We start from the raw sequence: 24,973 nt of genomic DNA, 5'->3' as shown, positions 1-24,973 counted from the left end.
TGGTATCATTAAATCCTTGGGGGCTGATGTTTTCAGTTGAATTAGGGGAATTTCCAGAGGACAAGTATTAATTTCTGATGATCATCCTAAATCCCCCTGATCCTTGTGGCTGCATGCCCATACTCTTCATCTGTTCTTCTATCATAGCCATGTATTCTTCCTCTGAAACTTCCTGCCCGCCTTTTGGAGCCTTAATTTCATTTTTCTTTAAAGTCCTCCATTCAATTTTATCGGCACTGATGACCATGTCATCATCATTGATGGCCACTTCCAGGATCAGTCCCGGTAATCCATGATAACTTTCCGGTCCAAGGGATACTCTTATGTCTTCTGTATACCAAGCCCTTATTTCCCTTTGGTTTTCGTCAATATATGAAGCACTTTTACAGAGAAAGCCCTGCACTTCTTTGGTGTCCTGCTCCAATTTCCAAGGTATCAGGTTTTGCTCCTTTTTGATCAAATATTTTTTTCCCATAAATTCCCTCAAATGGGTCACCAATGACTCATCCCTGTCCAGGTAAGTTTCGTTAGGCGATACGGTTCGTATCATGATCCTGTTTCCGCCGGATGAGGGATCAAATGGGTTTTCTTCTTCAGGCAAACTTTTGTAAAGGCTCTCATTTTCATTGAAGAGCAGGATGTTTTTAGTGATGTTGAATTCAGGGACCATCTGTTTCATTTCTTGCCTGTCTTCAGGTATTCTTTTGTGCATATTTACTTTGGTGCTGTAAATGATGGCCGCTTCTTCAGTTTGTTGGCTGATGAATGATAGTAGGAGGCAGGCCATGATGGCCAGAATGTGTTTTTTCATAATGATGGAATTTTGGAATACTTGGATTCGGTTTCCAAAACTAGATTATGGAAACCTGATAGTAGGTTAAGCAAGCTGGAAACAAGGTTAATTAAGGTTAATGGTTTGAATCAGCACTCTGAAAAGCATATATATTTGTTCTATGGAGCTAAAAAACAGACCCTACCTTTTATTAATGGTCCTCAGTATACTGGTTCTGATCTTATTGCAGGTGTTTTATCTCAATGCCGTTTATAAGGAAAACAAAAGCAGCTTAAAACAGGAAACCTCTCTGCTTTTTGCCACTACAATCACCGGAATGGTTGATTCTTTGGTATGGAAAAGGGCATCTTTAGATGGGATTCCCCTTATTCCCAATTTGGACAGCCTGATCGGTCACTCAAGGAAGGATGTGGTTTTCAGAAGTTTTGATCAACAGTTTACCAAGGATGAAAGCGATGAAAATTTTCATATTCAGGTAATGGTAGACTCCCTCGGCTCTATCAAAACTGATTCTTCCAAAAATAGGGTAATAAGGATAGTTTCAAGAGATGTTAACCTTCAGGCAGATTCCATAAGAAGAATTATCAGGCCAATTATTTTAAAGACGGATAGCTTCCCTAGAAGGCAGACTTTTGAATTCAATTTTAACAAAGACCTGTTTGGAACTGAAGAAGTGGAGGAGGTTTTTAACCAAAGGCTCCAAAATCAGGGGTATGATTTGATTGCGGGAATGAAGAAATTCTCTCCGGGAGAAAAAGATACCCTTCCGAAATATAAGCACGCCTTGTATTTGGAAGAAGTAAATATTCCTTTTGGGACAAGTTTCCAGGCTTACTTTGAGGATTACAGAAAGTTCCTATGGATGAAAATGCTGCCCCCCTTGATTTTTGGGATTTTGGTATTGGCATTGGTCAGTCTTTCATTTGTCCTTTTGTACAGAAATATCATCAGGCAACAAAGACTCAATTTGCTCAAAAATGACCTGATCAGCAATATCACCCATGAGCTTAAAACCCCTGTGGCAACCGTAGGAGTAGTACTCGAAGCTTTGGAAAATTTCGGAGCGGACCAACAAACCGAAACAAGGCAGGAATATATTCAGATTGCCAAAAGAGAGCTTAAAAGACTAAACAAGATGTCTGAGAGCATTCTCAGTTCAGCAGTTTCAGGACAAAAGGATTCCCCTAAAGCAGGGATTGAATTCGATAAGGTCTTAGAAGAACAGTTGTTGTCATTCAAACCCATATTGGACTCCAAAGGCTTTCTTTTTGACTATCAAAAAGATAAAGCTGATTACCATATCATGGGGCATCAGGAGTCTTTGGCCATGATGATATTTAACTTGTTGGACAATGCGGTCAAATACAGCCAAAAGACCAAGATTATCAGCATCAAACTGTTCGGGGATCAAGCTCACTTACAACTTGAAATTCAGGATCAGGGAATCGGCATTCCTGAAAAGTACCAAAAGGAAATATTTGAAAAATTCGTCAGGGTGCCACAGCAAGATATCCATGATGTCAAAGGATATGGTTTAGGGCTGGCGCAGGTTTATGCAGCAGTGAAGCAGCATAATGGCAAAATCTCCCTCAAATCTGAAATTGGTAAAGGAACTCTTTTCACTATTCAACTGCCTAAAAATGACTAAAATTCTTTATGTAGAAGATGAGCCTGCCCTTGGGAAGATTGTCAAGGAGAGCCTTCAGAGCAGAAAGTATGAAGTAGTGATGGCTGAAGATGGCCAAGCTGGCTTAAGTCTATTTGAAATACACCAGCCGGATATCTGTGTCCTGGACATCATGCTGCCAAAAATGGACGGATATACCCTGGCTCAAAATATCCGCAATATCCATCCCAAAATGCCTATCATTTTTCTTACTGCCAAAAGTCAGTTGGATGATGTCTTAAAGGGGTTTAAAGCAGGAGGCAACGATTATTTGAAGAAGCCATTTAGCTTGGAGGAACTGATTATCCGTATTGAAAACCTATTGACCCTTACCTTTGGACAAAACAGTAATCAAAAGGAAATCAATTTTGGGAGATTTATATTTTCTCCCAACCGTTATGAACTGAAAGGCCCTGGAGCTGAAGTCAGAAGACTTTCCCATAAAGAAGCAGGTATTCTTTCCCTACTGCTCCAGCATTCAAACAGCACCCTGGAGAGGAAAAAGATACTTCTTGAAATCTGGGATGATGACAGTTACTTCAATTCCCGAAACCTGGATGTTTACATCACCAAATTGAGAGACTTTTTAAAAGCAGACCCTAGAGTTGAAATCATTACAATCAAGGGCATTGGATACTATTTTTCATGTCCCGAATAAGCGAACTTGGGGTTGTGCATAACAAGTGAAAGAAAAGATTCATTAGCCCAAAGAGATACCATTTGCACCTTAAACTTTATTTGTTTTGACAGGTGATGATAAGAAGAAATGTGGTGGGATAATTAGATCTGTTTTAGCATCCCAAAAGTCCCAATTTTTGGACTTTCTTTAACCATTTCATCCTATATTCTCCTTTGGAAAGCCTTACAGGTCCAATAGTTGTAATCTTTACCTTTTTAATCCCTATAAAATTCAGGGTGCCTTTTTTGAGGGCATTGTGGCTTGGGTTTCCATAAACCCACTTGTAATACCAGGCAGGCTGGTCTAGGGTGCAGATGATCCTTGCTGTTTTGCCACCTAACAGTTTGTCGCTGAATAAGGAATTCTGTCTTTTTTGAAATGCAAAACCGGGAAGTAAAACCCTATCGAGAAACCCTTTCATGATGGCAGGGAAAGAACTCCACCATACCGGGTAGATCCACACCATGTGTTCAGCCCATTTAATTTTTTCCTGAGCGTCCAAAAGATCCGGCTCCAGATCTGTCCTCTTGCGGTATCCAAATTTCAGGTTTGGGTCAAAATTCAAGTCCCTAATGTTTATTTCTTTGATTTCGGCACAGGATTGTTCGGCACCTTTTTTATAGGCATCTGAAAGGGCAAAACTGAAGCTCTCCTTATCCGGGTGGCCATTGATGATTAAAATCTTTTTCATATAGCTTACAGGTTTTTTTTCAGTTTCAGTTCGAACTTGGAATTCGTCAGGTTTCCTCTTTTGAAGAATAAAAAAAGTATGTAGCAAGCAGGAACAGTCAAATAGACAAAACAAATGGCAAAAGCAATGAAAGCACAGATACCTGCAGTGATATGGGACAGAGTTAGGTTTATGTCAGGGAATATATATTCCAGATTTTTAAAAATATAATGGTAAATGTCCAAAGCGTATCCATAAAAACGCATGGAGAGTTCATAGAGAAGCCAAGCTGGGTAAAACCAAATTCTTATCGGCAACCACCACTTACCGAAGATTGATTGGGGTTGATTTTGTAATTCTTCCATTTATGATCCTTTTGGACAAAAGTCCAACAAACGGAAGCGTCATCATTTGATTTAGATCAAATTCGGTTTTTGGGATTCCGGATTCTGCTAAGGGTTTCCAAAGTCACGCCCAAATAGGAGGCTATATGAGTCAGAGGAACCCTTTCGGTAATCTTGGGATAAATATTTAAAAGGTGGAGGTACCTAACAGAAGCTTTATTAAACTGAATGGTGTAAAGCCTTTCACATAATCCCAGCATCGTTTCGGTGACCACCCTGCTGATAAACCTTTCGAAATCATGGTGCTTTTCAGAAAGACTGTCCATAATTTCTTTAGAAAATTCCAATACTGTTGAATCTTCCAAAAACTCTAGATAATGTGGGCTCGGCCTGTCGCTGAAAAAGCTGACAATGGATGCCATGAACTGGTTCTCAAAAGTGAACCAATCCGTAATGTCCTTACCCTCTTTCAGGTAAAAAGCTCTCGAACAACCTGATACTATCAAATAAGCTTTTTTGGCAAATTGTCCTTCACGGACAACCAGATCGCCTCTTTGGAATTTCCGTATGCTCAAATTGTCAATAAAATCCTGGCTACACTCAGCTGACAATGGGGAATAAGCCGCACTGGTTTCATTTAAGACTTTTTCAATGTTGATCTTTTGGGGATCTTTAGATTTAAAGAATATTCCCCCGATGCCCGTTGCTTTTTTCATTTTTAAGTTTTTAAACTTTTATATGTTACACACCAGCTGCTTTCGTGATTAGTTTTCAAGCCTAAACAGCCTAATCGCCATCCTTTTTACCTTTCTCACTTGCCGGACGTATTCCAAACCATAGCAGGTAACCTATCATCCAGAATTCTCCGATAGTTGCAGGGATTGTCAAGAAATCAATGAATACAAATTCCTGACTCAAGTATCCCAGGAATGTACTGAGAAGATAACCCATGCCTCCAATGATGATGACCCTGCCGAGCCAGACAGGCATTCTCCCTGAACTGAGAATGATGAAACCCATGGGAATAAGCCATAACCCAAAAAATAGACTTCCTACTCCCCAAGCATTGGAACTAACATGATTTAAAAGTTCTATTGAACTTATTTTCTGTTCTAGGCCTAAGGTAAGAGATTCGGCGATTCCTATTGCAGTTGCCATTGAAATAGCACTTACCATGATGACTACAGAGTTTACAGTTCCCCATATAGCTAATGTCCAAGCTCCCCATTCATTGATAGACTTGAAAAGTCTGTAAAACCAAACGGCTGTCAGTGCTTGTGAAATGATGATGGCAAACTCGAGCATAAGCCTGACCCTGGCAAGCTGAGTGTTTTGCGTAATATTCTCCAGGGTTTTTGTAGGGTCATCAGCTATGAATACTTGAGGATGAATGAGCAAAAAGCCAATTACTCCTGATATTGCCAAAGCCAAATACCAGATGCCGGTTATCCGAGCTGTTTTTACCAGGTTTTGAGGGATTGTATGCATGAATTTGGCTTTTGGATTGGGTGAATAATATAAGGGTCTGAAAATCAAATTTTAACAAAATGATAATTAGTGATTAAAAATACAACATTAAGTTTATTTGAATATTAAATCTTAATATGGCAATTTCCTATTCCAGCTGTAAAGCTACATCCCATAAGCCAAAATCACTGCTAAAATACTGAAGTGAATTGCTGCAATGTACAATTACAGTCTCTTTGTGAGGTATAATGGAGATGTTCTGTCTGAGATTTCCGTTGGCATAAAAATGACAGGTCCCATCTTCATTTACATGGCCCAACCATTGGTAGGTATAATAAATTCTTTTATCACTTCTTCCAAACCACCTTGGGTATATGTCTCTAGGAATTGAATTTGACTGGTCAATTTAAAACAGCTTTAATGTCCTTACTCCATCTTTCTGTAATTTCTGCTCCCACATAGTTTCTTATCAAATCTTCCACAGCGGAATACCTAGTGTCAAGGGTGGAAGCATTCCAATAATTTTGGGAAGCAACCCAAGCCATCTCTGCCATAGTGGAGTTATTATTTTTCTCATCGAACTCAGAATGGAAAAGCAATATTTCTCCATCTGGGAAAAGTGATCCACTGCTTTCATATGTATGGTTAATATTCAGGACTATAAATCCATGGCTTACTATTTCTTCCATCAATGCATAATACCCAAATGCTTCAGAGTAAAGGCCATGTGAAAAAATTAATACAGGAAATTTTTTATTCTGAATTTCAGGGCTGACAAATGTATTGGTATCTACTCTGAAATCCATTTTTTTGTACCCATTTATTAAGAATATCTATAGTTATAAATAAAAGAATGTAATTCAATTTATGGTTTGCTTTCCAAATTGAGTTATTTTATTTAGAAACTTTAGTTCACAAAACAGCTTATTTCGCAGGAGAATAAATAATTTTTAGGTCTAAAAAAAAATATACCCATTTTCCGACAGATATCTCATTTGCCGATGTATTTCAAACCAAAACAGGTAAACATTCATCCAGAATCCGAATATAGAAGCAGGAATTTTTTAAAAATGATTAATCTATTGGCTAATCATTTGCTTCCCACTCTTCAGGAAACTTGTACCAAGAAGTTGCCAATCCTTTAAGGTTCTCAGCGGTACATTCTCTGCAGTTATCTGTTTCAGTCCATACCAGCTTGTTATTGATGTAAATGTTTGCTGTGATGCTGGGAGATGGGCTTCTTTGGGTGTTTTCATCACATTCATCACAAAAGGCTGTTGCTGCAATCAAAAGTTCAATAGGTTGCACTGCTGGCTGAAAGGAGTATCTCCAGCCACTTGGCATGCTGTGCCCATCTGCTTCAGATGTGAATTCATCCAGATCAAAAGTCAGGACTCTTTGGCCACTGGCGTCCTTGAATTCCCCTGACCATGCAACATCATTTTCAGTAATTACCTCATAGGTTACTGTGATTGATTCTTCCGGCAATTCAGTATCACAAGAGAATATCAGAATTGACAATGCTAGCAAAGGTAAAATTGGGTTTTTCATTATTGTTTAGTTTAGTTTTTTTCAGGACGAATAGTATATCGATTTTGTCCGGTTGCTTAAAAAATATTTTTTTCATTTGATGTGATGTGATCGCTTATGATTGATCTGGTTAAAAATCCAAGTGACTAACTTTTGTACCTTTCTATTTTTTAAGATTTATCAAATTATTTCCTAAAGTCACATCTGCGACAGCCTGTCGCAGTGTTTGAACTGAATAATCCCAACACTACAAACAATTTTAACCATAAAGAAAAGAAATGCTTGCAACAAGGAAAGCAGGAACGGTATATTTGTGCCACCCCTTTTTGGTTCATGCTGCTCAACCTCATACAGGAGTAAATCCAAAGTTTATGGCTCAACCGCCCCTGCAGCTAAAGGCTGAATTGACTATTTCAGGAACTGATTCTGAATATTCTCCAATCGAAAGAGCAATTCGTTTAGGATTACAATAATCCTATATGAGTCGCTTTTAATGAGTTTTTTTTAGCGTGAAAGTTAACAAACTATATTTAATATAGGTTAGAGCCAAAATTGTAATATATCATTAGATATAATAGGGGTTTTCAACTTGAAAATATGCACCATTTACTCAAAGATTATTTCAGATCCCATACCAATGCCGATGATAAGGTTCTGGAAAGAATCTCTCCATATTTTATAGAAAAGACATTCAAAAGAAACGAATATCTCCTTCGTGAAGGGGAAGTGTGTAAATACAATTATTTTGTAATCTCTGGTTGCATGAGGCTATTTACTACCAACAAAGAAGGGGTGGAGAATACGCGCTATATTGCATTCGAAGGGAAATTCGGTACCAGTTTTACCAGCCTGATCACAGGGTTACCGGCATTTGAAAATATCCAGAGTCTTGAAAAAAACACCGTATTGCAGATAAGAAAGGATGACTTTTATACTTTGGTAGAAACTGAACCAAGTGTCAATAAGGTTTACAGAAATATTCTCGAATCCGCATATATTACAACTCAGAGGCGGATTTATGATTTTCAGGGAAAAGATAGTCTGGAAAGGGTTCAATGGCTTTTAAAAAATCAGCCTAAAATCTTAAACCGCATTTCCAACAAAGTAGTGGCAAGCTATCTTGGCATTACCCCATATACATTAAGTAGGTTAAAATCGAAACTTTAAAACGTTGACATAGAGCAATATTTTTTAACATTCGTTTCCTGAAATTTGTAGAAAAATATGAACCTATGAATTTCCGAATCAAATGCCTTTTACTAAAACCTATTTCAGCTTTGCTAACATTCATGGGTATTATAATCTTTCCCGCTTTTGCGCAGGCCCAGAAGCCAATTGTCTCTACTCCAGTGGAATTTATGGTAGGACACGATAGACTTTTTTTTCAGATGGTGGTTAAAAAGAAATTTACCCAGGAAAGCAAATTGGGCTTTTTAAGTGTCACATCCTTTTCAACAGATTATAGCAACGAACTGAGTGATTTAGACTTGGTCATGCCGGTTTTGCTTACATATAATGTCTATAAAAGTTTCGGTTTGGTGGCTGGGACTACGATTAACAATAAAGTTGGATTTGCGCCTTTAGCAGGTATAGAACATTCCTTTGCCAACCGGGAATGGGTGGCCGTTACCATTGCTTCTTTGTTTTTAAATTCCAGTAGAAATGTAGAATTATTTGGGATCTATGAATACAAACCTTGCCTCAGTGATAACTTTAATTTATACAGCAGGTTGCAGTACCTCTACATTCATGGAGTTTCGGCAAATCAACACGCCCGAAGCTTTCTGCAACTCAGGGCAGGGCTTAAGAAGAATGCTTTAAACTTTGGTTTAGGGGCTAACTTGGATCAATATGGGCCTGAAAAAGAATTTAAGCCAAATTATGGGGTTTTTATAGGTTGGGCATTTCAGTGATAGAAGTTCTTTATTGCTCTTTTACACAAGTCTTTTTACAACTTTAGTTTTTTTTTATAAAAAGGCTTTGGAATAAAATTATAGGTATCAAAAAAATCTTATTTAAACTGTTCTAAGCTAGTTTTACCACACTTTAATTTTAAAGGATTCACTTCTTCTTCTCATGTTCTTATAAACCTGAAAGTAATTCTTATCTCTTCAGATTTCCTTCAATTTTTTTAAGTTATTTACTAATCCAATCTAAATCTCAAAGTTTGGTTACAATGCTATGAAGGTCCTATTGATAGAAGACAACAAGGAAATGATTCTCAATATTATCAAATACCTTTCCCAGGAAGGGATGATTTGTGAGGTAGCAGAGAACCTATTTGATGCCCAAGACAAAATTCTATCCTTTGAATATGATTGTATTTTATTGGACCTTACTCTTCCTGATGGGAACGGACTAAGCTTGTTGAAAGAATTAAAAAGATTGGAATCCAAACCCGATGTATTGATTATTTCAGCCAAAAATTCTCTAGAAGACAAGTTGCTGGGATTGGATTTGGGAGCTGATGATTATTTGCCCAAGCCATTTCATTTAGCAGAGCTGCTTGCCAGAATCAAGGCCATTTACCGCAGGACAAAACTTGGTGGAACAGAGGTGTTGGTTTTTGAAGAAATCCAGGTTCAGTATCAAAACTTACTGGCAAGTGTTCATGGAAAACAGTTAGACCTGACCAAAAAGGAATTTGACCTCCTGGTTTTTTTAATCACCAATAAAAATAGGGTCTTGGGTAAAAGCGCCATTGCCCAACACCTGTGGGGGGATTATACAGATAACCTCTCAAACTTTGACTTTGTCTATCAGCATATCAAAAATCTCAGAAAAAAAATTGCTGAGGCCGGCGGACGTGATTACTTGTCTACTGTATATGGGATTGGGTATAAATTTGGAGCCAATCAATCATGAGACTACTCAATATCCTTACTACTGTATACCTTCTGATCACTTTGACTGCGGTTATTACAGGTGGTTATTTCATTTACCGCAAATTGGTTTCTGAAATTGATTTTGAATTAGGAATGGAGTTGGAAAGGCAAATTGAGGCTTATGCTCAAAGAATCAGCAATGGTCTGTCCCCTTCAGCTTTGGAAAATGACCGATTGCAGATCACAGAACTTCCCTACGATTTGGAAGAGGAAGCATTGGTTTTGAGTGATACCATCGCTTACCATGACCCGATGAACAGGGAAGAAAAACAACTCAAAGCCTCTAAGTCCTATAAAATAGGAGACAAGCATTACAGAATTTCATACTACAATCTTGTAGTGGAAGCAGAGGATATAACAGAAACAGTAGTGTATACCATGGTCTTGGTGTTTTTGATTCAGATCATTTTCGTTGTTTTTTTCTTCAGAAGTATTTCAAACAGGGTACTCCGTCCGTTTCAAAATACTTTGAAGAAAATCAAACAATTTGATTTTGGGGCCAATGAACCTTTGGTTTTTGAAGAAACAAAAATTTCAGAATTTGATCAGCTCAATGGTTTCCTTGAGAAAATGACACAAAAGCTTTTGATAGACTATCGACAGATCAAGGAATTCTCTGAAAATATTTCCCATGAGATTCAGACTCCAACAGCAGTTGTCGGTGGAAAACTGGAAAATTTGCTGAATTCTGAGATCACAGAAGACCAGGCAGTCCTGATTTATGCCGCATACCAAAACAACGAAAAGATTCACCGAATAGTCAAGTCACTGGGGCTGTTGGCAAAACTTCAGAATGCGGAATTTGATACAAGCTCAAAAATTGACCTGTCGGAGATTCTTGAAAAAAGTATTGAACTCATTTCCGAACTGGTAATCTTGAGTGAACTTAAATTTAATGCCGATATCAGACCGGAAGTATTTGTGAATATGCATCCATCAGTGGCTGAAATTATGTTCAGCAATCTTTTAAGTAATGCCGTCAAACACAACTTTAAAGGAGGTTGGATCAAGGTATCACTGTCTCCCCATCAATTGCTTGTTTCAAACTCAGGCAAGTCCTTGACTAAAAAAACCGATGAATTGAAGGGGAGATTCAAGAAAGAAAGTTCCAACAGTGATTCAGTGGGCTTGGGCTTGGCCATAGTAAATCAAATTTGTAAAACATATCACTTCCAATTTGATTATTCCGTCAGCAAAGATGACATACACACCATAACTATTGACTTTTAAATTTCTTCTTCAAAATTGAATCAGAATGTGTCTGTAATTTAGTTGGTAAATATTAAACCAACTATTCAAGTGATTAAGATTAACATTACACTGATTTTTATAATGTCCTCTTTGATTTCATTATCAAAGGTTTCGGCCCAGTCCTTTCCGGTCACAGGAACCCTATTGGATGCGGATTCAAATGAACCGATGGCCTTTGTTCAGGTGGCTTTGTTTTCAAAAGAAAATCAAGACCAGCCACTTACATTTTCAGATACAGATGAAAATGGAGGTTTTGCATTGCAAGCCCCTAAAGGTTCTTATACTTTCAAGGCATTTTTTATAGGATATGAGGATCTGGTTATAGAGGAAATTATCATTAACGCACCAAAGAGGCTTGGCGATCTGAAGATGGTAGGTGACAGCGAAAACCTGGAGGAAGTGGTTGTCCAGACAAATAAACTTCCAATCAGGACAAGTATGGAGGGAATAACCATCACTCCGGAAAATAACCTGGCCAATATTGGGGGTACACTTTTGGATATTTTGCGCAACACGCCATCCATTTCAGTGTCTGAAGATGGAAGCATTTCGCTAAGAGGCAGCACCGGGACCAATATCCTGATCAATGGTAGGAATTCATCCCTGACCCAAAACCTGGACCAGCTACCGGCCAGTGCCGTGGAAGAGATCAGGATCATCAACAACCCCAATGCAAGATATGATGCGGAAGCTGAAGGTGGCGTTATTGACATCATATTGAAAAAAGGGACAGACCTGGGAACCCATGGAGGATTGGAGGCAACTTATGGTACACGAAACAGAACAAACGTTGGAGCAAGAATAAACCACAGAAATGCAAAATGGAATACATTTATAGGCTATAATTACAGAGACTGGAAAAATATAGGAGAAAGACGCAATACCAGGATTTTATTTGAGGATCAGGAAGAACTCAGACAAAATACGTCCAATTCCAGAAGGAATGCAGGTCATAATTTTAATTATGGTACAGAATATTACTTTGGCAACAATGTGCTGAGTTATGAAGGTGTATTTCAAACAAGTCTTGATCGGCAGATAAATACACTTTTTGCTGAGTTGGAAAGGGGAGGGAGTAACCCACGGTCATTTGACTATGTCCGAAGAAATGAAGAAAGTGAAACTGATACCGGCCTGGATAATGCATTGATTTTTGAACACAACTTTAAAGAGAAAGGTCATTTGTTTCGGGCAACAGCAAGTCATTCTTTTAGAAATCAGTTCAAAACACAAGAAATTGACATTTTCAACAATACACTGAATCCTATTCCTGAAAACCGAACAGGCCAGGAGCTGGCCTATATAGATGAGGTAAGGAATATATCAGTATTTCAGGCTGATTACATCAAACCACTAAAAAACGGGAAGTTTGAAACTGGATTGAAATCTATTCTTAGAAAATTTGACAATGACTACCAGTACTTTAGGTTTAATGAGTCTGAAGGTGGATTTGTGGAAGATGACTTGATAAGCAACCGTTTTATTTACCAAGATCAGATTCACGCAGGTTACGCTTTGTTTTCTGCAAGTACCCCAAAGTTTGAGTATGGTCTTGGTTTAAGAGGGGAAATGACTGTGGTAGACACTTATCTGGAAAATACAGATGAAAGTAATAAACAAAATTATTTTAACCTCTTCCCAAGTGTGCAGGGGATGTATAATTTCAGTGAAATTCATTCTTTGAAGTTTACCTATAGCAGAAGGATAGACAGACCTACTGCTTGGAGGTTAAATCCCTTTCCTGACATCACAGACAGTTTGAATGTAAGAAGAGGTAACCCTGAGTTACAGCCTGAAATGATCAACTCGTTTGAATTTGGCCATATTGCCAACTTCAAGAATTCAAGTTTGACAACCAACTTGTTTTATCGAAAAGTAAACGGACAACTTGATTTTATTACCATTGTAGAAGATGGAATATCCTATTCCCAACCCGATAACCTGCTTTCAGCAGAATCCTATGGACTGGAATGGATTGGCAGCAGTGAGGTTAACAGTTGGTATTCCATCAATGGTGGATTCACCATTTATAGGATTCTGGTTGATGGGTCTAACATCAGTGAAGAGTTTACCAACTCTGGGTATGCCTGGAACCTAAAGTTAATTCAGGATTTCAAACTACCTTTTGGCTTGAACCTTCAATTTGCAGGAAACTATGATTCCCCGGAAATAGAAGCCCAAGGAAGGGATTTGGCACAATACTATATGGATGGGACATTACAGAAAGCACTCTTCAAGGACAAGGGAAGTATTTCACTGAGTGTACGGGATATTTTTGATACCAGAAGATTTGCAGGGAATGCGCTGACCAATTCATTTTCTCAGGAATTCTATTCCAAGCAAGAAACCAGAATTATCCTGATGTCAGCACGATACAATTTTTGATGAAGTGAAAATGTAATATCCGCTCGTAACAGTTTGGAAAATTCCTTCTTACCAATAATTAAATTATTACTGGAACTTTGGAAAGGAATGTGCAAGAAAAAGGAAACCTGAGTGAATCGACTTTGCTCCCTTATACACTCTTTTGTTGATGTTTGCCAAGCTTCAAATCGACCATAGAAATATTGATCAGGTGTTTTATGGCAAAAGTCTTTGAGTTTACAGGATTCACACCTAACACAAATTGCGATTTCCCATACAATTACAGCGTATAGGGTTGTTATTATCCAGCTTCTGGAAGGAATAGGTATTTTTTAGTGAGGTGTCTGTAGTTTTGTTTTAAGATGGGTGGACTTTGGCTTGAATTAATTCCAAATCTCGTTTTTCTCGGTCAAGATTATAGGCTTATTATCTGTCACTACTATGGTATGTTCGTGTTGGGCCATATAACCACCCCTGTTTCCAGCCAAAGTCCATCCATCATTGAGTTCGATGGCGAAACTAGAAGTAGTGGAAATAAAAGTCTCAATAGCCAGGACTGAATTTTTTTTGAAACGTCTCAGATCATGCCTGTTTTTGTAATTGAGTAGCTCGTCAGGTTGCTCGTGCAAACTTCTGCCGATCCCATGTCCGGCTAGGTTTTTAACTACTTTAAAGCCATGTCTTTTTGCCTCTGATTCAATCAGGTGACCAATATCTGATATTTTTACACCTCCTTTGATGTTGAAAATGGCTTTCTTTAAAATAGACTTGGAGGCATCTACAAGTTTTTGGTGAAAGAATTTATCTTCTCCCAGTACAAAAGAAGAGCCATTATCAGACCAGTAACCGTTCAGTTCTGCTGATACATCAATATTAATCAGGTCTCCTTCTTTCAAAATTTTCTTTGTTGAAGGGATCCCGTGACAAAATTCATTACCTACACTGATACAAGTCCAGCCTGGAAACTGATAGGTTTTGTTGGGAGCAGAGTTTGCTCCAAAATCTTTCAAAATACCTGCTCCAAAATCATCAAGTTGTTTGGTTGAAATGCCGGGCTTGGCATAGTTTTTCATTTCTTTCAAAGTATAAGCCACCGCTTTGCTTACCCTTTTCATTGCAATCAGTTCTGACTCAGTTTTTATTGACATGATGTGTTGATATTTCGTTTTTACATGTTGCACAAACCTTGTTCAACATTCTGTGGTATTTTGTATTCAAAAATAAATCCGATTTTATTGGATGTGATGGTTGCTTGGAATCGTTGAAAATAGGTTTCCTTGAACTACGCTACTCCAGAAGGTTTAGCTATGAAATTCTTTGGCTCTCTCAAAGGAAACAAAGGTAAATATAAGAACTTTGCTCTTAGAGAAAGGACTTTGAAATGAACCTTTCTACATTCCACCACCAATGGGAACATAATTATTCGGAAGTTTTGAAGGTTTGGTCAAATAAAAAAGTCCATCCCGGAAGAATGGACTTGATTAAAAACCGGGAAGACTTTCTTTTTTAATTTTTTAATTCTATTTCAATATCTGCAAATTCTTCAATGTTGTTTTTAACCCTAGAGTAAATGTTTCTGTTGCTGGTTCGGCTGATCAAAATAACACCGTCAGTAACTTCAGCGTTTTCAAATGCTGAGTCAGAAACACCTCTGAACCAATTTCCTGCACTGATTTCAAAGAGTGCAAGCGGATTGTTTCTGGAATCTATCAAAAAATAGGCATCATCGTCTTCTCCTTCAATTTCAACTTCAAAATCAATGTCATCTCCAAAATGTTCAAATACAACTGGGAGGGAAGAACCGTCTTCGAATTCATAAGTACCTTCAATATAGATTGACGGTTCATTTCTATGGTCTATCAGGTCTAATTCTAATTCTATTTCTTTATACTCCCCAGCTTCTATATTGACAAAAAAATCAGTTGATTCATCAAATTGATCAAAGGTGACTTTTCTAATATCATTGAATCTGATTTCAAATTCTCTTTCAAAAGAACCGGTTTCATTTCTGCCTTCGACCTCAAATTCAAGTTCCTTGATCTGAATGAACCCACTTTCGATTGTTAATTTACTGTTCTGGACTCTACTGTTGGGTGAACTTGAGCTGCTATTGTTCAGAACAAATGCAAAACCTAATTTACCTTCACCAGATCCTGGTATTTCATCATCATTGCTACAGGAATAAAGTGCAAATGCTGCTATCAGGACAAATGCTGCTATTAAATTGTTTAAGTATTTCATATTGGTTAGTTTAGTTTGAAATCGGTTTTAAGTTTGGTGGAATGATTTGTACAATTCATCTGATTTTGCCAAACCCTTTAACAAAAACCGGTCTCATTTTTAACATGATTCATCTTTCTAAGTTTAAATAAATCAGAACTGGTGATTTTATTTTTCCAATAGTTAGTTTTTTCTTAATTTACTTGAATCGAATGGGATTGATAGGTGAAAAATGAAAGCTGTAATAAGAAGGGTTTTTCCACCAGCGTATTAAAAGTGGTTTGTAAAGAAATGATAAATTCCCTTCAAATATTTCATTTTGTGCTTATTTACTTAGTATTGAGTTATTTCTAAAACCTTAGATAATTAGGGGTATAATTTTTTGTTAAAAAACTGTATTCATTTGATTTAAACCTTGATTGAAGGAGTAATTTTTATCCCTCAATTCTCCCATATCGCTCTTCCATCAAATCCAGATACTTTCCCTGCATTTCTATTGAAAGTAAAGAATTCTTCACCCATTGAGTACTTTTCTTTTTAAACTTCAGCAAGTATTCCTGCCAGAATATCTTTATAATATATTTCAGCTTGCCTCATCATTTAAAGTTTTACTGTTTACTGGAGCCAGCTCGTGACCAAACATCTGGAGTACCAGATTAACTTTATCCAGGTTAAGGTTAGTTTTGCCTTGTTCTATCTTTCTGATTACTGTCAAGGCCACACCACAGCGGTCAGCAAACTCCTCTTGAGTCATTCCTGTTTCCTTTCTATGTTCCTTTACAAAGTCTGCAAGTCTTTTCATTATATGCTTTTGAATACAATATGATTCAAATATAGTTAATTATATGTAAAAAAATATAATTTATACTTTGGTTCTAATTTTATATGTTTTTAAATATAGTTTAGCTTAATGGGTTTAAACCGCTCTTCAAGAGTCACGTTTACTCTTGAGATTGGAACGAGAGTAATTAAAGGGAAAATTTACCCTCGTTCTGATTTTCTCCGAACTTTTTGAGTATTTCTTTAGAGAATGATTTGATTTCTTCCGAACTCAAATCATTCCTTGACATTAATTTTTCAATAACCCCGTGTTTTTCCGATCCTTTCCAAAAATCCTTTTTCTTTCCGAGAATCAATGTGCTAGACCACCGTAGAATTGTTTAATCGAAGTCTCTCGGCCATCTTACGAATCGAAATTCGGGGCTCAGCCTGAATGATTGATAACACCTCCGATTGTCATTCTTCTGTTTGTTTGACGCCCTTTACAGGGGCTTTTCAAAGACACCCTCTAAGATGGTTTGTCTTTTTCTTGATTTTGCTTTTGATATAATGATGGGTGTTGCTATATCCACTCCTGTTTGTCCACAGTTTGCGGCACTTTTAGATCTCCGGTATGTTTGGTGGTTTTAGGCTCGACTAGCATTACTTGCACTTCTTCACCATTGGTCCAAGGCCTGTGTTTTACTCCTTTTGGAACAATCAATATCTCTCCTGGTTTGGTGGTGATGGTTTTTCCATCTCTAAAATCCATCATTAAGGTGCCTGTGACGACCACAAACATCTCATCTTCTTCCTGGTGGCTATGCCAGACCAGGTCTCCTTTAAGCTTGGCTAGTTTTACGAAGTTTTCATTCAACTCTCCGATGATATAAGGGTGCCAGTGGTTATTTATTTTAGTGAATTTTTCTTCCAGGTTAATCTTCATGATATTTTCTATTTGGTTTGTTTTAGAATCCAAGAACTGATTTTTTCCAGGGCTACCGGGGCAAATGTCTGCTCAATTTGTGAATACTCCGAGATAAGCCCCGATTTACTTTCCTGAAATAAATGATTCAGACCTTCAATCAAAACAACCTCATAATTTTTTGATTCACTTAAAGCCAAGGATTCTTTTACTGGCTGCAAATGATATTTTGGAGGAACCTGAGTATCATTACTTCCATACAAGGCAAGTGCTGGAACTTTAATTTTTTTGATTTCTGTAACAGGGTTGTAATTGTAAAAATATCTTACCCAAGGGGTGGTTCTTGCCGCCACAAGGGTTTCAATGAATTCTTCACGATCCACATTGGGTGGAAGAAGTGAAGCTAGTAAATCTGAATTTTGATAATATGTTTTCAGCTCTCTTCTAACAATGTCTGTCTCCCTTTCGGAGGATGCTATATCTATCGCCTCTTTTACATAGGTTTTATATTGTTTCTCATCTGCAATAGGGAAGTTTCGACTATCAATTGCCTGTCTTAGAGATACCTCTTTGCCGGCTGTTCCTGTTCCTCCCAGCATTACAATGAAGTTTACATCTTTCGATTGATTAGCTACCATCGGGGCAATAATGGCGCCTTCGCTATGTCCCACCAATCCAAGTTTATTGACGTCTATATCAGATCTGCGTTTTAGAAAATCAATGGCACTCAATACATCCGTTGCAAAATCAGCAGTGTTACTTTCAGCAAAATTTCCCGTAGACTCGCCAAAGCCCCGGTCATCAAAACGCAAGACGGAAATCCCCATTTTTGTAAGGTGATCAGCAAGTACCAAAAAAGTTCGATGACTTTGAAAGGATTGATTTCTATCTTGAGGACCACTTCCAGAAATCAATATAACTACTGGAGGTTTCTTACCCGATAGGTTAGGAAGTGTCAAAGTGCCTGCAAGAGTAATTTTAGCTTCAAGGTTTTCAAATTTGACCTCTTCTTCTAAGTAGGGGTAGGGAAGGGTCGGTTCTTGGGGTCTGTTCAGTTTAATTTCTTCCAATACTTCCTTTGTAAGGCCTAATGGCACTTTATTGACACCTTCTTGGAAAGTGCCTTCTATATTACCTGTAGCAGTATTCCATGTTCCACTGTATTTAAATCCTATATTTGAAGCATCAATAAAAAGCTGTCCATCTTCAAAAATTGTTTTTGATGTTCTGATACCTTTTACTCCTTGACTTGGGATGTCAATTTCAGATTCAAGCTTGTTGGCTATTTTGGTGATTTGGAATACAAATAGAAGTTTTCTGCCCGGTTGGACTTCAAGAGTACTGTTCCAAATCCCCTCAATTTCCTGCGAAAACCCTAAAGGAGCAATCAGTAGAAAGATTATAATGGTTAATATTTTTTTCATAATTCAATTTTTTAAGGCGTACCTATCCTGTTACAGCTATTTTTTGTTGAATTAGAATTCGTTTCTGGTTAAATTATTAGTATTTGATATCCGAAGGGATTTCCTCCTTGCTTGGAATTTTGGTATTGTCAGGCAATACCTTCTAAGGTTATGAGTCTATTTCATTTAATACCTGTTCTGCTGAATTTGTAGCACTTTTATAGCCTTTGAATACCCATCTTGAGAGAAAAAATAGAAAGACAAAAAGTACTGGGATATAGAGCCAAAGGTTTGTGATGTGCTCAGCATGAAAAAGGTCATTATCCTTAAAGATTTTCGATGTGACTGGTAAAATTATTGCTGCCAGTAGGATGCTTAAATAAAGCGTTACTTTTTGATTATCTAATATTGCTTTTTTTGCTTTATGGAATTCAATCAACACCTCTGCATGGCTACTTATGGCAATGTTTAACTTTTTCAAGGAATTTAGTTTGCTTAATGTCAACAAGGGGAGTACCAGCAAAGAAATAATGGTAATCAGACCAAATGACATCAAATACCAGGTTTCCAACTTTTCAAAATTAATCGCAATGAATACTGCGCTGGAAAAACATATTAAAGCACCTATCAATTCGTAAGTCATCAATTTGCTAAATTTGCTTTTATATTTTTCCTTGGTAATGTTTTCTATAAGTCGATTTGTTAGAATTTCCTGTTTTTCCAATCTCTTACTCATTTCTTGCCAGGTATTCTTCATTTCTTCCAGTTCCATGATTAGTTTGCTTTAGTGATTGTTGATTTCAATTTTTCTTTGATTCGCGATATTTTGGTTCCAACATTACTGGTCGTAATACCAATGATTTCTGCAATTTCCTGATGACTTTTTCCCTCCAAAAAAAGAAGGATTATCCCTTTTTCCAGCAGGTTAAGGAGTTGGATATGCTCATAAAGCAGCTTCAATCTTTCCTCTTCAAGCTTGTCTGATACATCGGCGTGGCCCATGGTTACCAATTCGAGAGGGACAGTGTTAACTTGTTTTTTGGTGCTTTTCAGGTTATAAATAGCAGTGTTCATGGCCACTCTGTACATCCAAGTGCTTAGCTTGGATTTTTCACTGAAAGAGTCAAAGGACTTCCAAAGCTGAAAGACTATTTCCTGATACAGGTCCTCTCTATCCTGAGGATTATAAGTATAAAGCATCGCTACTTTAAAAATCAGTCCCTCATTTTGTTTTACTATCTGAAAGAATCGGTCTTTTTTTTCCATCGAAAATCTAATTTCAAACAATTAGTGTATGAAGTTCCCCAAAAATCACAGAGATGTAGCATTTTTTTACTGCAGGACATATGGTAGAGATCAGATGTACTTTATAATGATGATTTTTCTTTTTCTACAATTGAATCAATGAAAACATTTATGTTCTGTTCCTTCAGTTCAGCATATTTTTTTCTGTCCTGATTGGCTGTTAGAGCAATTTCATATTTCATTTCCTGATATTTTATCCTGGCCCACTCATTCTTTCTAAGATAGTTTCTTGATAAAATATGTCTTTCCAATGCTTTGCTGTCCTTAGGACAAACATAAAGGTGATGTGCAATTGAGTCTAATATGTTATTTGTTGATTGACCGTATCTTTTAAATACTTCCCTGTTTTCGATACCTTGATTTCCATTATGATAATAACCTAATTTTTCGAGCAGGTATTTTATGACCTCAAAGTCTTGACGATTGAAAAAAACAATGTCAATATCGATTATCGGTTTTGCATCCAATTCCGGAACAGAAGTACTACCAACGTGTTCAATGGTGAAATCCATACCCAAAAGCCCATTTTCGATTTCCCCCTTGATCATTTCAAAATCTTTGATCCAAGTTGAAGTGTACTTCTTTAAAAGCATGTCTTATACAATTAAGCTGTAAATCAAACTATTGCACCTACAAGATTATCCTTTACAATTTAACATTTTTCAAGCTTTGTTATTATCCAGACCCTGCACTGGAAACTAATTTGATAGAATACCCTTCATATAAAAGATTTTTCATGATAGCCATTCCTTTTGTGTTTAAATTTTTTTTCACCACATCTTTATCCAAGTGATCCAGCTTAAAAGTGGACCCAAGGACTTTTGAAAAATTTAAATGCTCTTAATACAGTTGCAGTAAGCCTCACTTTGATGAACCTAACTTTATCCAAAAAAACGATTCCTGACACATTAAGAATATCAATCCAACAACAATTAGAACTTGGATTCACTGGCACGAAACTTTATTTTTTGAGGGCTGTATTTTTGTTAAATCTTGGTATTAGTTTTGTAATTCAGTTGATAAGTTCTTCACCGAAAATGACATTACTTTTAAGACAATTGTTTGGGCTTTCCATGGCGCTATATTTTATAGGCCTGGGATTGGTTTTTCCCCTCACAAACCAATCAATTGAATTTACCGGTACTGAAACTAAACAAAAGATTTCTTCTATTTCTTTCTGGGAGAATTTTGATGGCTATAGTACAGTTGCCGGTACAGATCTGACTTCTGTGCCTTCAAAGAAAGAGTATTCAAGTGAAAGCCATTCCATTGATGCTTTTACTGCATATGCAAACTGTTTGGCAACTTTTATCAAATGCCGCTTAGGTATTGGGTCTCATGTTTTCGTTGTTTTTGGCATCAGAGAACTCAAATTTCCAAGTCATTCTTTTGGTAGCATGGAATTCCCTCTTAATAGGAGGGTGATTTTTAAAGTCAGAAACACGTATTCTGACTGAATTCCAATTTACAAATTCTAACCAGACAGCTGTTAATGGCTGTCCATTGACTTCTAATATCATGTTTGAAATAGATATTCCCTCCATGCTGATTGCTATTGCTGCAATAATGGCATTCCTCGCCCCCTTCTATATCCAATATTTGAGGGTGAAAAAAACGAAGCTTAGAAAAGCATCTGAGCTCAATAGATTTCTTGAAGAAAACAAACTCCAGATCAATGACTTTGATTTTTGGAGAAACTTCTATTATGTGGGTATAGACTCTTCCCAAATGAAGTTGGTCTATGCAAAAGGCTCTGATCAGTTCAGCAATCAACTGATTGACCTGAAAGATATCAATTATGCTAAAATCAGTGAATCATTTAGGATCCTTGGGGAAAAGGAACCAAAGCGAAAGATCATTGACCTGTTGATTCTGGAGCTTATAGATGCCTCAGGGAATGTCAGGTATATGCTTGAGTTTTATGATGGAGAGAAGTACTCTGACCTTTTGGGTGAAACAGTCTTGGTTAAAAAATGGCGAGACCAAGTCAATTCAGTTCTCAAAAAGAACAGGGGAAGAAATAGTAATCCTTTGTTGGCAGTAGTTTAAATTTTGTATCCAGTTCATTCGATCGGATTTTCTGGAATCTAATATCGAAATGGATACAGTTCTTAAATTTGACAGGGGGATAGTTGATACCCCTTTGTTTTAAAACCTCTCAAAAAATATATAAGATTTAGATTGCTATGGAAATTTTCCTTCTTACAGAAACCTGGGTGGCTTTGGCCACGCTCACCTTCCTGGAAATAGAAAAAATATTTTCAAAAATCATCAGTATAAAACTCTGAACTTTTAAAAAGTTAGCACACATTTTGAAATATTTATTTTGTCCGGGAAGGAAATTAAACCAATTGAAAATGAAAAAAATGCTTGTCTTAATGCTAGTTGCCGGAATGGCAGTGTTGGCATCATGTGGAAACAAAACCACAGAAGATACTCTGGTTGAACCAGAGCAAACTGAACAGGTTCCTTTGTCTGAAGGGACTTTTGATGAGGGAGACTCAGTAGAGGTAGAAGTTCTGCCAACGGAATTGGATTCTATCAGCTGAAATCAGTGAAATTTCAGGCCTGCTGAGAAGCAGGCCTTTTTTTCAAAGTATCAAATTAACAGAGAAAAAGTATCAATTTTTTAATGAAAATGTCTTCTTGTCATTACCAAAGGTAGCCCAATCAGGATAAGTGCACAAAGCTTGGTTAAAATGATAATGTGAATGGTCTTATATTACATGGTGATTCTGCTGTCATTTAGAAACCAAGGGAGAAGCTCAAACCACTGAGTGTTTGATAGCATCCATAAAAAATCAAGCTAGATTTAAAATAAGGACTCCAATCAAACCTAGGCCAAACCTAAATATATACTGAAAAAGGCAATGGTATTAAAAATGCCATGTACCATAATCATAAACCACAAATCATATTTGCGCAGGATAAATATTATGGCAAAAATTGCCCCTGTAGATCCGGCAACAAGTTGGCCTGTAACCCCTTGCTGCATGTGCATGTATCCGAAAAAACCGGAAATAAGTACGATATTGATCGCAAGGCTGATTTTACTGTCTCCAAAGAATTTCACGAACTGTCGCATTAGGTATCCCCGGAAAATAATTTCTTCTCCAAAGGCTGCTGTAGCCCACACAATCAGTATCCAGATTATAGTGGTTGGAAGGTCACCTTTCAACTGGTTCATGCTGGAATAATCAATGGGAACTCCTGTGAGCATCTCGATTCCTGGAACCAACGCAATTACATAAAAGATAAATAGCCCAAATGCTACCAAAGGTGCGATAACCAACAAGTCTTTGGCATTGAATTTTTCTATGTATAACCCGAGGGCTGAAAACGGCTTTCCCCTATATTCAAAACAATTGGCTACAATGATTATTAAAGAGATAATTATATTTTCAAATGGTGTTCGATTGATGGGCCCAAAGTACATGAAACATATGATGCCAAAAGTGACCAATGGAATTAAGGTTTTTCGTAAGCTGATTTTGTTCATTGTTTTAGTTTTTCGATTTGAAACAAAAGTGAATCGAAAAACTCGTCTATTTGTGTTTTTGGGGCGATTAGGTATGAAATTGCCTTATTTAGGTTTAAAGATTTTAGTAAAAAAGAAAATGGTTCCTAATCTCCTGTAATGGGTACAGAAAAACTAGGAAGACAGAAGCTCCTTGTTGAAAGATTGGGAAACAGGAAGCTCTTTTTCAGTTTAGTAAATGGTTTTTGAATCTTTCCAAGACTTGAAATGAGAAGGGTTGATAAGGTGTGAGCGATGTACCTGAAGCAGGAAATCAAATTCTTCTTTGAGGCTCTTTAAAGAGGTACGGATGATCTTGGAATCAAGGGTGTTGTTTTGGATGTAAAAAATCTCAACGTAATTCTGCGCATTAGACACACAGATCAAGTCTGATTTCTTTATTTTTAAAATATCCAGTTTGTTTTCTCCCTTTATAGTCAGCACATCTTCCTGAGCAGGAATTAACTTGATAAGATAGCTTCTGGCAATTGCCAGTGCAGTAAAGTTTACAATCGCTGCTCTCATCATGATTTCGGTATTCCATTGTAGAAAAGTGTATCCACCTCCGATAAACGGACTCTTGTACAGCACAAAGGTTGCAGTAGTATGAAGTATGTAAAAAAAAAGGAGTGTGCCAACCTCCAAGCCAAATGACCAGGTCTTAACTTTGTCATAGATAGCTTTTTGGATAACAGCTATGAGTCCATATCCTAAAAATGCGACCAAATTGAATCCAATACTGGACCTGATCCAAAAATAATAACCTGTTGTGTCATCAGTAAAGGGCCTCACAAAAAACATGAACAGAAAACCCCACAGGGAGAAAAGTAATCCAACAAGGAGATGGTGTTTGATTGATGGATTCAGTTTATTCATTCAAGCTATTCTTCATTTTAAGATTTAATCACTTCAAACTTATTCAGGGTCAGGAACTGCTAGAAAAATTCGGGTAATCCCTGGTATTTCTGAGTAGTGTTTAGTTAATTTCTTTAGCTGAGAGACCATATTGTAGGTTATTGCCAACGATAGGGCAGATTGGGGTCGGGAGTGGTGTCAGAATGCAAAGCAGTCAACCTTCATTATACAATTGAACAGCCGAACAAAGTTTGAAGTTTGCCTATTACTTGTCTGACTCAAATCCCGTATTTGGTAGTAGCTGATTATAAGTTTTCCTGAATCCTGGGGGCCTGCTTTT

The 24,973-nt window shown here is 37.2% G+C and carries 29 protein-coding genes; 10 read left to right on the top strand and 19 right to left on the bottom strand.

Annotated elements, in window-relative coordinates:
- Positions 1-67 precede the first annotated feature (67 nt).
- Positions 68-811, bottom strand: a complete 744-nt coding sequence (locus A33Q_RS02860) for a GLPGLI family protein (protein ID WP_009034756.1) — start codon at positions 809-811, stop codon at positions 68-70.
- Between the two features lie 142 nt (positions 812-953).
- On the opposite strand from A33Q_RS02860, the gene A33Q_RS02855 reads away from it, so the two are divergent.
- Positions 954-2,441 (top strand): sensor histidine kinase, encoded by a 1,488-nt coding sequence (locus tag A33Q_RS02855; protein ID WP_009034755.1) that lies wholly within the window; start codon positions 954-956, stop codon positions 2,439-2,441.
- On the top strand, positions 2,434-3,117 hold the full coding sequence (locus A33Q_RS02850; RefSeq protein ID WP_009034754.1) for a response regulator transcription factor: 684 nt from the start codon (positions 2,434-2,436) through the stop codon (positions 3,115-3,117). The genes A33Q_RS02855 and A33Q_RS02850 overlap by 8 nt, the downstream gene beginning before the upstream one ends.
- A 133-nt stretch (positions 3,118-3,250) precedes the next feature.
- Here A33Q_RS02850 and A33Q_RS02845 read toward each other — a convergent pair whose 3' ends face one another.
- The 7 genes from A33Q_RS02845 to A33Q_RS02820 all read right to left on the bottom strand — a co-directional run bounded on the left by A33Q_RS02845 (position 3,251) and on the right by A33Q_RS02820 (position 7,170).
- Complete coding sequence (locus tag A33Q_RS02845) at positions 3,251-3,829, bottom strand: NAD(P)H-dependent oxidoreductase (protein ID WP_009034753.1); 579 nt, start codon at positions 3,827-3,829, stop codon at positions 3,251-3,253.
- Between the two features lie 5 nt (positions 3,830-3,834).
- Positions 3,835-4,173 carry a hypothetical protein gene (locus tag A33Q_RS02840; RefSeq protein ID WP_009034752.1) on the bottom strand — a complete coding sequence of 113 codons (339 nt, stop codon included), beginning with the start codon at positions 4,171-4,173 and terminating at the stop codon, positions 3,835-3,837.
- 56 nt (positions 4,174-4,229) lie between these two features.
- The gene (locus tag A33Q_RS02835) at positions 4,230-4,868 is read right to left on the bottom strand and encodes a Crp/Fnr family transcriptional regulator (protein WP_009034751.1); all 639 of its coding nucleotides are present in this window, start codon (positions 4,866-4,868) and stop codon (positions 4,230-4,232) included.
- Positions 4,869-4,938: 70 nt separating this feature from the next.
- Complete coding sequence (locus A33Q_RS02830) at positions 4,939-5,640, bottom strand: DUF4386 domain-containing protein (RefSeq protein ID WP_009034750.1); 702 nt, start codon at positions 5,638-5,640, stop codon at positions 4,939-4,941.
- 127 nt (positions 5,641-5,767) lie between these two features.
- Positions 5,768-5,938: a hypothetical protein gene (locus tag A33Q_RS22060; RefSeq protein WP_016254551.1), complete on the bottom strand. Its 171-nt coding sequence runs from the start codon at positions 5,936-5,938 to the stop codon at positions 5,768-5,770.
- Between the two features lie 82 nt (positions 5,939-6,020).
- On the bottom strand, positions 6,021-6,425 hold the full coding sequence (locus A33Q_RS02825) for an alpha/beta hydrolase (protein WP_009034749.1): 405 nt from the start codon (positions 6,423-6,425) through the stop codon (positions 6,021-6,023).
- A gap of 280 nt (positions 6,426-6,705) precedes the next feature.
- A complete protein-coding gene (locus A33Q_RS02820; RefSeq protein WP_009034748.1) occupies positions 6,706-7,170 on the bottom strand; it encodes a hypothetical protein in 465 nt (154 codons plus the stop codon).
- A gap of 576 nt (positions 7,171-7,746) precedes the next feature.
- On the opposite strand from A33Q_RS02820, the gene A33Q_RS02810 reads away from it, so the two are divergent.
- The 5 genes from A33Q_RS02810 (at position 7,747) to A33Q_RS02790 (ending at position 13,670) form a co-directional block, all read left to right on the top strand.
- The gene (locus A33Q_RS02810; RefSeq protein WP_009034746.1) at positions 7,747-8,316 is read left to right on the top strand and encodes a Crp/Fnr family transcriptional regulator; all 570 of its coding nucleotides are present in this window, start codon (positions 7,747-7,749) and stop codon (positions 8,314-8,316) included.
- 122 nt (positions 8,317-8,438) lie between these two features.
- The gene (locus tag A33Q_RS02805; RefSeq protein ID WP_200862448.1) at positions 8,439-9,062 is read left to right on the top strand and encodes a hypothetical protein; all 624 of its coding nucleotides are present in this window, start codon (positions 8,439-8,441) and stop codon (positions 9,060-9,062) included.
- Between the two features lie 268 nt (positions 9,063-9,330).
- Positions 9,331-10,014: a response regulator transcription factor gene (locus A33Q_RS02800; protein ID WP_009034744.1), complete on the top strand. Its 684-nt coding sequence runs from the start codon at positions 9,331-9,333 to the stop codon at positions 10,012-10,014.
- Positions 10,011-11,264 carry a sensor histidine kinase gene (locus tag A33Q_RS02795; RefSeq protein ID WP_009034743.1) on the top strand — a complete coding sequence of 418 codons (1,254 nt, stop codon included), beginning with the start codon at positions 10,011-10,013 and terminating at the stop codon, positions 11,262-11,264. The genes A33Q_RS02800 and A33Q_RS02795 overlap by 4 nt, the downstream gene beginning before the upstream one ends.
- A 69-nt stretch (positions 11,265-11,333) precedes the next feature.
- Entirely contained in the window at positions 11,334-13,670 is a 2,337-nt protein-coding gene (locus A33Q_RS02790) for an outer membrane beta-barrel family protein (protein ID WP_235062766.1), read from the top strand.
- A gap of 362 nt (positions 13,671-14,032) precedes the next feature.
- Here A33Q_RS02790 and map read toward each other — a convergent pair whose 3' ends face one another.
- From map to A33Q_RS02750, 9 genes are all read right to left on the bottom strand, one after another.
- The gene (gene map / locus A33Q_RS02785; RefSeq protein WP_009034741.1) at positions 14,033-14,797 is read right to left on the bottom strand and encodes a type I methionyl aminopeptidase; all 765 of its coding nucleotides are present in this window, start codon (positions 14,795-14,797) and stop codon (positions 14,033-14,035) included.
- Between the two features lie 358 nt (positions 14,798-15,155).
- The gene (locus tag A33Q_RS02780; protein WP_009034740.1) at positions 15,156-15,890 is read right to left on the bottom strand and encodes a hypothetical protein; all 735 of its coding nucleotides are present in this window, start codon (positions 15,888-15,890) and stop codon (positions 15,156-15,158) included.
- A 562-nt stretch (positions 15,891-16,452) separates the two neighbouring features.
- A complete protein-coding gene (locus A33Q_RS02775) occupies positions 16,453-16,671 on the bottom strand; it encodes a helix-turn-helix domain-containing protein (RefSeq protein ID WP_009034739.1) in 219 nt (72 codons plus the stop codon).
- A gap of 338 nt (positions 16,672-17,009) precedes the next feature.
- Complete coding sequence (locus A33Q_RS22560) at positions 17,010-17,096, bottom strand: winged helix-turn-helix transcriptional regulator (protein WP_084328459.1); 87 nt, start codon at positions 17,094-17,096, stop codon at positions 17,010-17,012.
- A gap of 115 nt (positions 17,097-17,211) precedes the next feature.
- Positions 17,212-17,574 (bottom strand): cupin domain-containing protein, encoded by a 363-nt coding sequence (locus tag A33Q_RS02770; RefSeq protein ID WP_016254546.1) that lies wholly within the window; start codon positions 17,572-17,574, stop codon positions 17,212-17,214.
- Between the two features lie 8 nt (positions 17,575-17,582).
- Positions 17,583-18,977 (bottom strand): alpha/beta hydrolase family protein, encoded by a 1,395-nt coding sequence (locus A33Q_RS02765; RefSeq protein ID WP_009034737.1) that lies wholly within the window; start codon positions 18,975-18,977, stop codon positions 17,583-17,585.
- Positions 18,978-19,125: 148 nt separating this feature from the next.
- Positions 19,126-19,728 (bottom strand): hypothetical protein, encoded by a 603-nt coding sequence (locus tag A33Q_RS02760; protein WP_009034736.1) that lies wholly within the window; start codon positions 19,726-19,728, stop codon positions 19,126-19,128.
- A gap of 2 nt (positions 19,729-19,730) precedes the next feature.
- Complete coding sequence (locus A33Q_RS02755; RefSeq protein ID WP_009034735.1) at positions 19,731-20,222, bottom strand: RNA polymerase sigma factor; 492 nt, start codon at positions 20,220-20,222, stop codon at positions 19,731-19,733.
- A gap of 101 nt (positions 20,223-20,323) precedes the next feature.
- On the bottom strand, positions 20,324-20,854 hold the full coding sequence (locus tag A33Q_RS02750) for a GrpB family protein (RefSeq protein WP_009034734.1): 531 nt from the start codon (positions 20,852-20,854) through the stop codon (positions 20,324-20,326).
- Between the two features lie 228 nt (positions 20,855-21,082).
- Here A33Q_RS02750 and A33Q_RS02745 point away from each other — a divergent pair, with 228 nt between their 5' ends.
- The 3 genes from A33Q_RS02745 to A33Q_RS02735 all read left to right on the top strand — a co-directional run bounded on the left by A33Q_RS02745 (position 21,083) and on the right by A33Q_RS02735 (position 22,810).
- On the top strand, positions 21,083-21,718 hold the full coding sequence (locus A33Q_RS02745; protein ID WP_009034733.1) for a hypothetical protein: 636 nt from the start codon (positions 21,083-21,085) through the stop codon (positions 21,716-21,718).
- A gap of 61 nt (positions 21,719-21,779) precedes the next feature.
- Positions 21,780-22,310 (top strand): hypothetical protein, encoded by a 531-nt coding sequence (locus A33Q_RS02740; RefSeq protein WP_009034732.1) that lies wholly within the window; start codon positions 21,780-21,782, stop codon positions 22,308-22,310.
- A 308-nt stretch (positions 22,311-22,618) separates the two neighbouring features.
- Positions 22,619-22,810, top strand: a complete 192-nt coding sequence (locus A33Q_RS02735) for a hypothetical protein (RefSeq protein ID WP_009034731.1) — start codon at positions 22,619-22,621, stop codon at positions 22,808-22,810.
- A gap of 287 nt (positions 22,811-23,097) precedes the next feature.
- On the opposite strand, the gene A33Q_RS02730 is transcribed toward A33Q_RS02735, so the two are convergent.
- A complete protein-coding gene (locus A33Q_RS02730) occupies positions 23,098-23,760 on the bottom strand; it encodes a CPBP family intramembrane glutamic endopeptidase (protein WP_009034730.1) in 663 nt (220 codons plus the stop codon).
- A gap of 210 nt (positions 23,761-23,970) precedes the next feature.
- Entirely contained in the window at positions 23,971-24,654 is a 684-nt protein-coding gene (locus tag A33Q_RS02725; RefSeq protein WP_009034729.1) for a LytTR family DNA-binding domain-containing protein, read from the bottom strand.
- Between the last annotated feature and the right edge of the window lie 319 nt (positions 24,655-24,973).

It is taken from the genome of Indibacter alkaliphilus LW1 (assembly GCF_000295935.2).
In the GTDB taxonomy this organism is placed as follows: domain Bacteria; phylum Bacteroidota; class Bacteroidia; order Cytophagales; family Cyclobacteriaceae; genus Indibacter; species Indibacter alkaliphilus.
This window is presented reverse-complemented; position numbering and strand designations above follow the sequence as displayed.